The sequence below is a fragment of the Amycolatopsis sp. NPDC051758 genome (assembly GCF_044453095.1).
GTDB lineage: Bacteria > Actinomycetota > Actinomycetes > Mycobacteriales > Pseudonocardiaceae > Amycolatopsis.
In genome coordinates, this window is sequence record NZ_JBITCJ010000006.1 from 336,752 (window position 1) to 350,078 (window position 13,327).

Below are 13,327 nucleotides of genomic sequence, written 5' to 3' on the forward strand. Positions count from 1 at the left end.
GCGAACCTTGTTCAGCCGTCGGCCGGCGCCAAGGCGCGGCAGGCAGGCCACCTGCGGTCCGTAGCGCCGTCCTAACCAGAACAAGGTTCGACCAATGCGCGGCGAAGACGTCCCAGTGAGACATCACGCCCGAGCAGCTCCATCGACTCATACAACGGCGGCGAAACGGTCCGGCCGGTGATCGCGACCCGGACCGGCGCAAAAGCCTTGCGGGGCTTGAGACCCAGACCGTCCACAAGCGCGTCTTTGAGGGCCTGCTCGATGGCCGCGGTCTCCCACGACGGCAGCGCCTCGAGCGCGGACAGCGCCGCGGTCAGCACCGGCTGCGCGGCCTCGCCGAGGTTCTTCGCCGCGGCGTCCTCCTCCGGCGCGAACTCGTCTTCCGCGACAAAAAGGAAACGCACCATCGCGGCCGCGTCCGAAAGCACCGTGACGCGTTCCTGCACCAGCGGCGCGATCGCGGTCAGCCGGGCCTGCTGTTCCTCGCTCGGCGATTCCGAAAGGACACCCGCGGTGACCAAATAGGGCGTGACGCGCTTCACGAACTCCGCCGCGGGCAAGGCCCGCACGTGGGTCCCGTTGATCGCCTCGGCCTTCTTGACGTCGAAGCGCGCCGGGTTGGCACTGACCTTCGTGACGTCGAAGGCGGCAACCATTTCCTCCACGCTGAACACATCGCGGTCGTCCGCGATGGACCAGCCGAGCAGGGCGAGGTAGTTCAGCAGGCCTTCGCGGGTGAAACCGCGGTCGCGGTAGTTGAAGAGATTCGAAGAAGGGTCGCGTTTGGACAGTTTCTTGTTGCCCTCGCCCATGACGTACGGCAGATGGCCGAACTGCGGCGTGAACTCCGCGACGCCGACGCGCTCCAGCGCGGCGTAGAGCGCGATCTGCCGGGGCGTCGACGGCAGCAGGTCCTCGCCCCGCAGCACGTGCGTGATCTTCATCAGCGCGTCGTCGACCGGGTTGGTCAGTGTGTACAGCGGCTCGCCGTTGGCGCGCACCAGCACCGGGTCCGGGATGGTGTTGGCCGGGAAGGTGATGTCGCCGCGCACCAGGTCGGTCCAGCCGAGGTCGCTGTCCGGCATGCGCAGCCGCAGCACCGGCGCGCGGCCTTCGGCGCGGTAGGCGGCACGCTGCTCGTCGGTGAGGTCGCGGTCGAAGTTGTCGTACCCGAGCTTGGGGTCCAGGCCGGCCGCCTTGCGCCGCGCCTCGACCTCCTCGTTCGTCGAGAACGCCTCGTACAGCTCGCCCGCTTCGAGGAGCTTCGCGGCGACGTCGGCGTAGATCGCGCGGCGCTCGCTCTGGCGGTACGGCCCGTAGGGACCGCCGACCTCGGGGCCTTCGTCCCAGTCGATGCCGAGCCAGCGCAGCCCGTCGAGCAGCTGCTCGTAGGACTCCTGCGAGTCGCGCGCGGCGTCGGTGTCTTCGATCCGGAACACCAGTTGCCCCTGGTTGTGCCGGGCGAAGGCCCAGTTGAACAGCGCCGTGCGGATCAACCCGACGTGCGGGGTGCCGGTCGGCGAAGGACAGAAGCGCGCGCGAACCACCGATGTCTCACTCATAGCCCGATCAGCGTATCCGTCGCCACATCGCTTGACGCACGGACCGGCCGGGTGCATCCTCAACTTATTCAACAAGCGATGAATAGATGGGGAGATGGTGGAGATGACCGAGCGCACGGGCTGCGTCGTCATCGGTGGCGGGCCGGCCGGGATGGTCACGGGGCTCCTGCTGGCGCGAGCCGGCGTCGAGGTGACGGTGCTGGAGAAGCACGCCGACTTCCTGCGCGACTTCCGCGGCGACACCGTCCACCCGTCGACGCTCACGCTGCTCGACGAGCTGGGCCTCGGCGAGAAGTTCCACGCGCTGCCGCACAGCGAGCTGACCTCGGCGGGGTTCCCCCAGGAAAACGGCGAGATGATGAAGCTCGCCGACTTCACCCGGCTGAAGGTCGCCCACCCGTACATCGCGATGGTGCCGCAGTGGGACTTCCTCGACCTGCTCGCCGAAAGCGCCCGCAAGGAGCCGACGTTCGTTCAGCGGATGGAGACCGAGTGCACCGGCCTGGTCCGCGAGCACGGCCGGGTCGCCGGCGTCACCTACCGCACGAGCGCCGGGGAGACCGGGGAAATCCGTGCCGACCTGGTGATCGCCGCCGACGGCCGGTGGTCGGTGGCCCGCCGCGAGGCCGGTCTCGTGCCGCGCGAGTACGACTGCCCGTTCGACGTCTGGTGGTTCCGGCTCTCGCGGCAGGAAGGCGACCTGGGCACCATGCTCCTGCCGAAGATGCGGGACCGCCGCTTCGCCGTGCCGCTCCCCCGCCCCGACTTCTTCCAGGTCGCCTACCTCGGCCCGAAGGGTGACGACCTGCGCAAGCAGGGCATCGAGGCGTTCCGCCACAACGTCACGCAGATCTGCCCGGAGTTCACCGACCGGGTGCACGAGCTCGAGTCGATGGACGACGTCAAGTTCCTCGACGTGCGCCTCAACCTGCTGCGCAAGTGGCACGTCGACGGGCTGCTGTGCATCGGTGACGCGGCGCACGCGATGTCGCCGATCGGCGGGGTGGGCATCAACCTGGCGGTGCAGGACGCGGTCGCGGCGGCGACGCTGCTGGCCGAGCCGCTGCGCCGGGGGCGCCCCACCGGGGCCGACCTGGCGAAGGTCCGGTCCCGGCGGCTCGCGCCGACGCTGCTGGTGCAGGGGCTGCAGCGGCTGCTGCACCGCGGCGTGATGCGCGCGGTGATGGCGGGCAAGCGCAACGGCCCGCCGGCGCCGATGATCAAGCTGTGGGCCCGGTTCCCGGTGCTGTCGTACCTCCCGGCCCGGCTCCTCGGCCTCGGGCTGCGGCCGGAGCACGCTCCGGCGTTCGCCCGGCGGCCGATGGAGCCGGCGACCAGGGGTTAGACGTTTTCGACCGGGTTGGTCAGGGTGCCGATGCCGTCGATGGTGATCGAGACACTCTGGCCGCCCTCGATCGGGCCGACGCCCTCGGGAGTGCCGGTCAGGATGACGTCACCGGGCAGCAGCGTCATCACGCCGGAGACGAACTCGACCAGCTCGGGGATCTTGTGGACCAGGTCGGACGTGCGGCCGTCCTGCTTGAGCTCACCGTCGACCTCGGAGCGCAGCGCCAGGTCGGACGCGTCGAGCGACGTCTCGATCCACGGCCCGAGCGGGCAGAACGTGTCGAAGCCCTTGGCGCGGCCCCACTGGCCGTCGGACTTCTGCAGGTCGCGGGCGCTGACGTCGTTGGCGACGGTGTAGCCGAGGATCGCACTCGCGGCGCGGGCGGCGGGCACGTTCTTCACCGGCTGCCCGATGACGATGGCCAGCTCACCCTCGAAGTCGACGCGGCCGACGCCGGACGGGCGGCGGATCGCCGCGTTCGGGCCGATGACCGTGGTCGACGGCTTGAGGAACAGCATCGGGGCGCTGGGCACCTCGTTGCCGAACTCGGCCGCGTGCTTGGCGTAGTTCCGGCCGACGGCGATCACCTTCGACGGCAGGATCGGCGCGAGCAGCCGGACGTCGGCCAGCGGCCACCGCTTGCCGGTGAAGTTGGGCTGGCCGAACGGGTGCTCGGCGATTTCCAGGACCTGGGCGTCGTCACCGTCCCCTTCGACCGAAGCGAACGCGACACCACCGGGATGAGCAATACGGGCTAGGCGCACCCTGTCAGTCTACGTGCGCCCGGCCCGTGACTCAGGCCACGGTCGTGCTCTTGTGCACGAGCGCGTCGCAGAGGGCCAGCCAGCTGGCCTCGACGATGTTCCCGTGCACCCCGACCGTGGTCCACTCGCGCTCGCCGTCGGTGCTCTCGACCAGCACGCGCGTCACCGCGTCGGTGCCCGGGTGGCCCTGGAGGATGCGCACCTTGTAGTCGGCGAGCTCCACACTGTCCAACCAGGACAGGTGCGGCGACAGCGCCTTCCGCAGCGCGGCGTCGAGCGCGTGCACCGGCCCGATGCCCTCGGCGGTGGCGATGACCCGCTCACCGCCGACGTGCACCTTGACCGTCGCCTCGGACACGACCTCGGCGTCGGCGCGGTGGTCCAGCACGACCCGGTAGGACTCGAGCTCGAACGGCGCCTCGGCGGGGACGTCGGCCTCCTTGCGCAGCAGGAGTTCCAGCGAGGCGTCGGCGGCCTCGAAGGACCAGCCCTCGGCTTCGAGGCGCTTGACCTTCGTGATGGCGCTCGTCAGCGCTTCGGGCCGGCCGGCAAGGTCGACCCCGAGCTCACGTCCCTTGAGCTCGAGGCTGGCCCTGCCGGCCATCTCGGTGACCAGTACCCGCATGTCATTGCCGACGGAAGACGGATCGATGTGGTTGTACAACAACGGATCCACCTTGATCGCGCTCGCGTGCAGTCCCGCCTTGTGGGCGAAAGCCGACGCCCCTACGTAAGCCTGGTGGGTGTAGGGGGCGAGGTTGGCGATTTCGGCAAGGGCATGGGAGACCCGGGTGAGCTCGGCGGCGCCTCCGGTCGGGAGGACCTCCATGCCGAGCTTGGTCACCAGGTTTCCCGTCACGGCGAAGAGGTCGGCGTTGCCGGCCCGCTCCCCGTAACCGTTGGCGGTGCACTGGACGTGCGTCGCGCCGGCCTGCACCGCGGCGACGGAGTTCGCCACAGCGCAGGAAGTGTCGTCCTGACAGTGGATCCCGAGCCGGAATCCGGTCTTTTCCTTGATCTCCTTGACGGTCTCCGCGAGGCCCAGCGGCAGCTGCCCACCGTTGGTGTCGCAGAGCACGAGCACGTCGGCGCCCGCGTTCCCGGCGGCGTCGAGGACCTTGAGCGAGGTTTCGGGAGAGTAGGCGTAGCCGTCGAAGAAGTGCTCGGCGTCGAGGAAAACGCGGCGCCCCTCCCGCACGAGGAACTCCACGGTGTCGCGCACCATCGCGCAGGCTTCGTCGACGTCGACCCGCAGCGCACGTTCGATGTGGCGCAGGTCGGACTTCGCGACGAGGGTGATGACCGGCGCTTCGCTGTCGAGAAGGGCCCGGACCTGCGGATCGACGTCCGCGGTGGTGCCGGCCTTGCGGGTCGCGCCGAAAGCCACGAGCGCCGCGTGGCTGAGCTTCAGCTCGCCTTTCGCGGCGCGGGCGAAGAACTCCGTGTCCTTGGGCAGCGCGCCCGGCCAGCCGCCCTCGATGAACCCGACACCCAGCTCGTCCAGCAGCCGCGCGACGGCCAGCTTGTCCTGGACGGAGTAGGAGATGCCCTCGCGCTGCGCACCGTCGCGCAGGGTCGTGTCGTAGAGGTGGAAGGCGTCGCCGAGGGGGGTATCGGCGGGCTCCTTGCGGGTCACGGTCTGTCTCCTCGATGCGGTGGCGGCTGTTTCAGGCAACAAAAAAACCTCCCGCAGGGTGCGAGAGGTTGCGCGCCGGGAGCTCTTGTGGAGCTATCGTCCGGCGCGCTCGGCGATAATGATCGCGAAGTTGGTCACGGTCGCATCATGCCACAGGGTTTCGGCGGAAGTCCACAACCTGGGTCAAGCTCCCACCATCCGGGAAAGCCCCGATGCGCGGACATCCCCGCCGCTCCTGGGCAGGACTCCGGCAAAGTCGGTCGGCGGGCGCCCCGGGCGGTGACGACTTGCGGGCGAGGTGGACTCAGCTTGCCCTGATGGGGACCGTCATCGCATGGAGCGAGGGAAAGCGTCCTTCGGTTCGCGCGGAGCGGTGACCGAGGCGGAGGGCAGGGCCTCTGCCACACGACCTTGCCGCGACCCCGCCACTCCCTGGGGGACGGCCCCGCATCCAGTTTATCGGCGCCCGCCGACACAACCGTCCGGAAGACCGTTCGACGGCCGGGTTGCCCACATCACGGCACCGCTGTGGACAACCCTCGCCCCGGCCCGCTCCAAGGCGCGAAGAAGCCCGCACCGAATCGCGCTACAGAGCCCCAGGCGGTAAGCGGCCGCAGCCGGTGACGAGAAGTCCCAATGTGGCGTTCGGTGCATCCAACGCACTCAATGTGGCGTTCGGTGCATCTGACGCACCCAACGCCACATTGGGCCGCAAGAAGGCCCCGGTGCACGAAAAAGCCCCGCACCACCCGGGTGCGGGGCTCCTCCGTCAAGCAGAAAGCGGTCTCAGCCCGCCGTACGCACGTTGGACGACACGAGCGCCGCCAGCCGGTCGCCGATCGCCGTCGTCGCGCCCGGCGAAGCCTGGTCCCGCGTAGCCAGATCAAACGCGACCGAAGCCTCGATGCGCCGCGCGGCTTCCTTCTGGCCCAGGTGGTCCAGCAGGAGCGCCACCGACAGCACCGCGGCCGTCGGGTCGGCCAGGCCCTGGCCCGCGATGTCCGGCGCCGAACCGTGGACCGGCTCGAACATGCTCGGGTTGCGGCGGGTCATGTCCAGGTTGCCGCTCGCCGCGAGGCCGATGCCGCCGGTCACCGCGGCCGCGAGGTCGGTGATGATGTCGCCGAACAGGTTGTCCGTCACGATCACGTCGAACCGGGACGGGTCGGTCACCAGGTGGATCGTCGCCGCGTCCACATGGGAATACGCGACCGTCACCTCCGGGTGCTCCAGCGAGACCTCTTCGACGATCCGGGACCACAGCGACCCGGCGAACGAAAGCACGTTGGTCTTGTGCACGAGCGTCAGGTGCTTGCGCGGCCGCGCCTCGGCGCGGTTGAACGCGTCCGCCACCACCCGCCGGACGCCGTACGCCGTGTTGACGCTGACCTCCGTCGCGATCTCGTGCTCGGTGTCCTTGCGGATCAGGCCACCGGTGCCCGCGTACGGGCCTTCGGTGCCTTCACGCACGACCACCATGTCGACGTCGCCGGCGTCGGCCAGCGGTCCCCGGACACCCGGGTACAGCCGCGCCGGGCGCAGGTTGACGTGGTGGTCCATTTCGAACCGCAGGCGCAGCAACAGACCCCGCTCGAGGATGCCGCTCGGCACCGACGGGTCGCCGACCGCGCCCAGCAGCATCGCGTCGTGCTGGCGGAGTTCGCCGAGCACCGACTCCGGGAGCAGCTCACCGGTCGCGTGCCACCGCGCGGCGCCGAGGTCGTAGTTCGTGATCTCCGCCGTCGGTACTACCTCGCCGAGCACCTTCAGCGCCTCGGAGACCACCTCGGGCCCGATCCCGTCTCCTGGGATCACCGCGAGCCGCATCCACACACCTCCGTCGACGAGGCCACCGGATGCACCGATGGCCCACCGCAACAAAACGCCAGCAGCCGGAAGGTTACCGGCCGTAGACAAACCGCCGTAGCCGCACCACCCTTATGCCGCATCCTCCCGCAGGGTGAGACACCCGTTCGGGTGAACAGCAGCGGGGCGCCCCCGGCGGAAAACCACCGAGGACGCCCCTGCTCCTGCACAAATCGATCTTGCCGCGGACTAGCGGTGACCAGCCCCGATCGGCTGACGGGCGGTGGCCGCCGCCGCGTCCACCTTGACCACGTTCGCCCGGTTCCCCGCCGCGTTGTGGTGCTCGATGGCCAGCAGCCCGAGTGCCTTGTCGGCCGCGGCCGAGGCCGCGTTCCGGGTCACGACCAGCGCCGTGCCCGGCTTGGCGACGTAGCCCAGCGCGGCGTCGCCGCCACCCTGCACCGAATAGCCCGGCGCGAGCGCGTCGAACGAAAGCGGCGTGCCGACGTAGTCGATCAGCCCGTTCGTCGTGCCCGGCGCGACGTAGTAGCCGCTGACGCCCACGGTGTAGGAGATCCGGTGGCTGTCGGCCTCGGCGTCGATGCCCAGCGCGGCCAGGGAAACCGGCAGCGTCAGCACGTTCGTGTCGAACACGTTCGTGTCGACGTCGCCGAGCTGCCCGTTGACCGCCTGGACGTCGACGGTCGGGAAGCCCGGGGTCAGCGCGACCGTGACGGCCAGCAGGACGTCGGTGGACGTCGCCTTGGTCACGTAGGTCTCGAAGTCCGGCGTCCCGTCCCCGGTGGTGTCGATGTCGACGAACGGCGAGGTGTTGCTGCCGATGTTCGCCCAGTCGCCCCAGGTGGACAGACCGAACGCGAGGATCGCGTTCTCCGGCTCACCCTGCGCCTTCGCCAGCGGCGCGGTGGAAGCCGCGCCGATGTAGCGGAGGTCGCCTCCCTTGGCCGTTTTGTTCACCGTGCAGTCGGTGACGACGTCCGCGTCGCACTCGGGCAGCTGCGGGGACTCCGCCTGCAGCTCGAGCACGCTGACCAGCGAGCGGTAGCGCTGCGCGCCGCTGCCCTGGTCGACACCCTTGCCGGTCAGGTTCAGCACGGCCTGGGTGGCGTCCGGCGTGAACTTGACCGACGCCGGCGTCGAAATCGTCGACACCGGCTTGGGCGCGGCGTAGACCGAAACCCGCAGCGGCACCTTGGCCCCGCTCTTCGGGGTGAAGGCGACGCGGCCGGAGGCGTCCGCGACGAACTGCCGGGCCAGACCGGCCTGGGTGGCCTGCATGGTCGGGTCCATGACCTTGCGCAGCGCCTTCGGGTCGGTGATCTTGAGCGTCACCTTCACCTTGGCGGTGCCGCGCGGCGACAGCTTCACCGACGGCGTGTCCACTGTGTACTGGACACCCGGCAGCGCGTTGACCGCCTGGTAGGCCACGCTGTACTCGGCGGCCGTGACCCCCTTGTTGACCAGCTTGATCGTCTTCGACAGCGTCACCGGCCCGGCGGCCTCGACGGTGCCGAAGCTGACGCTCACCGCGCCCGGGTCGTCGACGACGTAGGCGAGCACCTGGTTGTCCAGCGCCGCTTTCGCGTCGATCCGGCCGCTGCCGACGCGCTGCGGCGCGTAGGTGTGGCCCGCGCCGTCGGAGACGTCGTGGCCGGCGGTGTCGATCACCGACGCCTTGACCTCCTCGACCGACCAGTCCGGGTGGGACTGGCGGATCAGCGCCGTGATGCCCGCGGTGTGCGGGGCCGCCATCGACGTGCCGGACAGCACGGTCCGGCCGTTGCCGCTGCCGCGGAACGCCGAGGTGATCGTGTCACCGGGGGCGGCGACGTCCGGCTTGAGGGCCGGGCCGCGGGTGCCGCGCGAGGTGAACGAGCTCGGGGTGTCCACGATCGTCTTGTCGTAGGTCTGGATCGACGCACGACCGGCGCCGTAGAGCCGGACCTGCAGCGTCCCCGCGGTCAGCGACGCCCGCAGCGGCGCCGTCGCGGACCCGGTGAACTGGAACATCGGGATCGCCGCGTTGCCCGCGATGCCCGCGCTGAAGTGTTCCAAAGTGGACGAAAGGAGCGCACCCTTCGCCCCGGCCGCCTGCGCGTTGTTCGCGCGGGCCGCCGAACCGCAGGCGCGGGTCGAGTCGTTGTCGTCCCACTCCAGCCAGACGAACTTGCCGGCCGCCTTCGCCTTGTCCGCGGCGGAGTACGGCGCGCAGCCCGCGTTGTTCGCCGCGGACAGCGCCACCACCGGCGCGGTCAGGTTCAGTGTGTCGTAACCGGTGTAGTTCTGGCTGTACTGCCCGGTCTTCTGGCCCGCGGCGCTCGCGGGGGCCTTGACCTCGGCGGCGTCACGCAGGATGCCCGCGTCCCGCGTGCTGGCCACGGTGAGCGCTTCCGGGGTGTTGCCCGGCGAACCGGCGATGTCGTTGATGTCGCCGCCGTTGCCCGCGGAGATCACCGGCAGCACGTTGTTCGCGGCGAGCTTGCGCACGAACAGCGAGTCCGGGTCGTCCGGCGCGCCGAAGTCGGAGCCGAGCGAGAGGTTGACGATGTCGAGGTGGTCGGTGAAGTCGCCGTCGCCGTCCGGGTCGAGCGCCCAGTCCAGCGCCTGCGAGGTGACGTTCGTCGAGCCCGCGCAGCCGAACACCTTGATGGCGTAGAGGAGCGACTTCGGCGCCGTGCCCGGGCCGATCTGCATCGCGTCGACCTTCTTGGCGTCCAGCTTCTTGTAGTCGCCCTTGAAGGTCTTGCCATCGGCGGTGACGCCGAAGCCGCCGATGGTGCCGGCGACGTGCGTGCCGTGCTCACCGCAGGCGAGCGGGTTCGGGTCCGGCGCCGGAGTGGTCTTGCCCGGGGTCGCGGCGTCGTAGTCGTCACCGACGAGGTCGGTGCCGCCGACGACCTTGGCGCTCGGGAAGAGCGGGGTCGGCTTGCTGCGGTCGACGCTCTTGTAGGCCGCCTGCGTGCCGGGGCCGCCGAAGTCGGCGTGGGTGTAGTCGATGCCGTCGTCGATCACGCCGACGCGGACGTTGTCGCCGAACTTGCCGGTCTGCTGCCACGCGGCGAGCGTGTTAGTCAGCTGCTCGGCGCTGGCGTTGGTGCGGGTCTTCGGCACGACCGTCCGCACCGAAACGACGTCGGTGCGCTTCGCGACCTCACGCAGCTTCGCGGCGTCCGCCGTGACGACCACACCGGGGACGGCGTTGGCGGTCTGGGTGACGACCTGCGGCTTGGCGTCGGCCGAGCGCAGCTGCCCGAGCACGGAGTTCACCGCCGCCGTCGTGTCGTCCTTGGCGGCGCGAGCGGCCCGCTTCGCCTGCTCCTTGCCCTGCGGCTGCGCGGCGGTGAACGCGTCGACGGCGGGCTTCTTGGCCAGCTCGACGAACGCGGTGACCCGGCCCTGCGCGGCGGCCAGGCGCGGTGCGACCTTGCCCTGCAGCTTCGCGTCGTCGATCTTCGCCGGCGCGACGCCGTCGGCGAGCGGCGCATCTGCCGCGCTCGCCACCGGCGCCCCCAGCGCGGCGGCCAGCACGACGGCGAAGAACGCTGTCGTGGCGCGCGCGGGTAAGCGGGATCTGCTCATGGGTCGTCCCCTTACTCGAGGTCTGGACCCGAACCTGCCTGCCGCTCCTGGCACCCCCGACGGTGAAGCGCGGCACCGCGCCGTGCCCTCGCACGGCGCGTGGTTCGACCTCGCGGAGAGAACCTAATGCCCCAAAACACCTACTTACGTAGGCAAAGGACTCCGTTATGTGAATGTGATTGCGCACGAAGGCCCCCTCACCGGAGTGGTGAGAGGGCCTTCGAAAGTGCCGTGTCAGTTGAAGTCGACGGCGCGGATCGTGTGCGCGCCCACCGAAGCGCCGATCGGCTCCAGCAGGTGCGCGTCGATGTGGCGGTCGACGCGCAGCAGCATGACGGCGTCGGAGCCGTCGGTGGTCTGGCTGATCTGCGCGGCCTCGATGTTGATGCCGGCCTCGCCGAGCAGCGTGCCGACCCGGCCCATCACACCCGGGCGGTCCGGGTACTCGACCAGCAGCACGGTGCCCTCGGCGCGCAGGTCGAACCCGCGGCCGTTGACCTCGACCAGCTTCTCGACCTCGTCCAGGCCGGTGACCGAACCGGACACGGTCAGCGCCGTGCCGTCGGCGTGCACCGCGCGGACGGTGACCAGGCTGCGGAACTTGGGGCTCTCCGGCTCGGTGGTCAGCTGCACCTGGACGCCGAGCTTCTCGGCGAGCTGCGGCGCGTTGACGAAGGTGACCTGGTCCTCGACCACGCCGGTGAACACCCCGCGCAGCGCGGCGAGCTGCAGCACGCCGGTGTCCTCGCTGGAGATCTCGCCCTTGACCACGACGTCGACCGTGCTCGGCGCCTTCGGGTTCAGCGCGGTGAGCAGCATGCCCAGCTTCTGGGTCAGCGACAGGTACGGGCGGACGTGCTCGCCGACCGCGCCACCGCCGGAGACGTTCACCGCGTCCGGCACGAAGTCGCCGCGCAGCGCCAGCAGCACCGACTTCGCGACGTCGGTGCCCGCGCGGTCCTGCGCCTCGGCGGTGGAGGCGCCCAGGTGCGGCGTGACAACGACGTTCTCCAGCTCGAACAGCGGGCTGGACGTGGTCGGCTCGGTGACGAAGACGTCGACACCGGCGCCGCCGACGTGGCCCGAGCGCAGCGCGTCGGCCAGGTCCTGCTCGACGATCAGCCCACCGCGCGCGGCGTTCACGATGATGACGCCCGGCTTGGTCTTCTTCAGCGCCTCGGCGTCGATGAGGCCCTTGGTCTCCGGCGTCTTCGGCAGGTGGATGGAGATCGCGTCGGCGCGGCTCAGCAGCTCGTCGAGGGTGACGAGCTCGATGCCCAGCTGCGCGGCGCGCGCGGCCGAGACGTAGGGGTCGTACGCGATGAGCTTGGTGTCGAACGCGGCGAGGCGCTGCGCGAACAGCTGGCCGATCTTGCCGAGGCCGACCACACCGACGGTCTTGCCCTGCAGCTCGACCCCGGAGAACGAGCTGCGCTTCCACTCGCCGCCGCGCAGGCTCTGGTCGGCGGCCGGGATGCGGCGCGCGACCGAGAGCAGCAGCGCCACGGCGTGCTCGGCGGCGGAGACGATGTTCGACGTCGGGGCGTTGACCACGAGGACACCGCGCTCGGTGGCGGCGGGGACCTCGACGTTGTCGAGGCCGACCCCGGCCCGGGCGACGACCTTGAGCTGGGTCGTGGCGCCGAAGACCTCGGCGTCGACCTTGGTGGCGGACCGGACCAGGAGCGCGTCGGCGCTCTTCACCGCCTCCAGCAGCGCGGATCGGTCCGTGCCGTCGACGTGCCGGACCTCCACCTCGTCACCGAACACACTCAGCACGGAGGGGGCGAGCTTTTCCGCGATGAGGACGACGGGCTTGCTGGGCTTGCTCACGATGCGACTCCCACTATCTGGTCACTTCCAGGACGCTGTGTGTCGGCAGACGGTCTCAGCACGTCGTTGTGCCCCGGTCGTGGCGGAGTTTAACGCGGCGGGCCGCGTCCTGGCTTCCCGTGGTGTTAACTCACTCGTAATCCCTCGAAAACAAGAGCCAGGAGGCGCTGCCGGCCCTGACCGCCGGGCAGGTGCGGACCCGCCCAGGATGCGCCGTGCAGCAACAGAAGCAGCTCGTGCGTGGTGACGTCGGGGCGCAGCTCGCCCGCCAGCTGCGCACGTTCCACTAGATGGGAAGCCGCCTCGCGCATTTCGTGGCACGACGCGTACAGCCGCGACGTCTCGTCGTTCAGCGCGTCGGCGGTCAGGTCTTCCAGGCCACGGTAGGTGCCGGTGGTGTCACCGAGGTCACCCAGCCAGGTCTGCAGGGCGGTCAGCGGCTCGGGGTGGGTGAGGAGCTCGCGCGCCCGCTCGGCGTGGGTGTCGAACCGGGCGCGCAGGAGCGTCTCGAGCAGCGCCTCCCGGGTCGGGAAGTGCCGGTAGAGCGTGCCGATGCCGACCCCGGCGCGGCGGGCGATGTCCTCCAGCGACGTCTCGACGCCGTGCTCGGCGAAGGCGCGCCGGGCCTCTTCGAGCAGGCGTTCGTAGTTGCGGCGGGCGTCCGCGCGCATCGGCTTGGCTTCGGTCATCGCCCTTCCGACCTTACCGGGTAGCGAATCGGAGGCATCCTCCGTATATTAACCGGAGGCAGCCTCAGATTACCGGAGGGAACAGAGGA

Annotated in this window: 8 protein-coding genes; 1 reads left to right on the forward strand and 7 read right to left on the reverse strand. The window is 70.2% G+C overall.

All coding sequences use genetic code 11. From position 1 onward, the window contains the following. Positions 1–71: 71 nt before the first annotated feature. Positions 72–1,562, reverse strand: coding sequence for a glutamate--tRNA ligase (gltX, locus tag ACIA5G_RS28845; protein ID WP_395928654.1), 1,491 nt, complete (start codon positions 1,560–1,562; stop codon positions 72–74). A gap of 94 nt (positions 1,563–1,656) precedes the next feature. Here gltX and ACIA5G_RS28850 point away from each other — a divergent pair, with 94 nt between their 5' ends. Beyond that, positions 1,657–2,907, forward strand: a complete 1,251-nt coding sequence (locus tag ACIA5G_RS28850; protein ID WP_395928656.1) for an FAD-dependent oxidoreductase — start codon at positions 1,657–1,659, stop codon at positions 2,905–2,907. Here the strand turns inward: ACIA5G_RS28850 and ACIA5G_RS28855 are convergent. The 6 genes from ACIA5G_RS28855 to ACIA5G_RS28880 form a co-directional block, all read right to left on the reverse strand. After that, positions 2,904–3,674, reverse strand: a complete 771-nt coding sequence (locus ACIA5G_RS28855) for a fumarylacetoacetate hydrolase family protein (RefSeq protein WP_395928658.1) — start codon at positions 3,672–3,674, stop codon at positions 2,904–2,906. The genes ACIA5G_RS28850 and ACIA5G_RS28855 overlap by 4 nt on opposite strands. Positions 3,675–3,705: 31 nt before the next feature. After that, a complete protein-coding gene (gene cimA / locus ACIA5G_RS28860) occupies positions 3,706–5,310 on the reverse strand; it encodes a citramalate synthase (protein WP_395928660.1) in 1,605 nt (534 codons plus the stop codon). 786 nt (positions 5,311–6,096) lie between these two features. Next, positions 6,097–7,137, reverse strand: coding sequence for a 3-isopropylmalate dehydrogenase (locus tag ACIA5G_RS28865; protein WP_395928662.1), 1,041 nt, complete (start codon positions 7,135–7,137; stop codon positions 6,097–6,099). 228 nt (positions 7,138–7,365) lie between these two features. Continuing rightward, complete coding sequence (locus tag ACIA5G_RS28870; protein ID WP_395928664.1) at positions 7,366–10,716, reverse strand: S8 family peptidase; 3,351 nt, start codon at positions 10,714–10,716, stop codon at positions 7,366–7,368. A gap of 234 nt (positions 10,717–10,950) precedes the next feature. Beyond that, positions 10,951–12,549 carry a phosphoglycerate dehydrogenase gene (serA, locus tag ACIA5G_RS28875; protein WP_395928666.1) on the reverse strand — a complete coding sequence of 533 codons (1,599 nt, stop codon included), beginning with the start codon at positions 12,547–12,549 and terminating at the stop codon, positions 10,951–10,953. 125 nt (positions 12,550–12,674) lie between these two features. After that, entirely contained in the window at positions 12,675–13,238 is a 564-nt protein-coding gene (locus tag ACIA5G_RS28880) for a TetR/AcrR family transcriptional regulator (RefSeq protein WP_395928668.1), read from the reverse strand. Positions 13,239–13,327 lie beyond the last annotated feature (89 nt).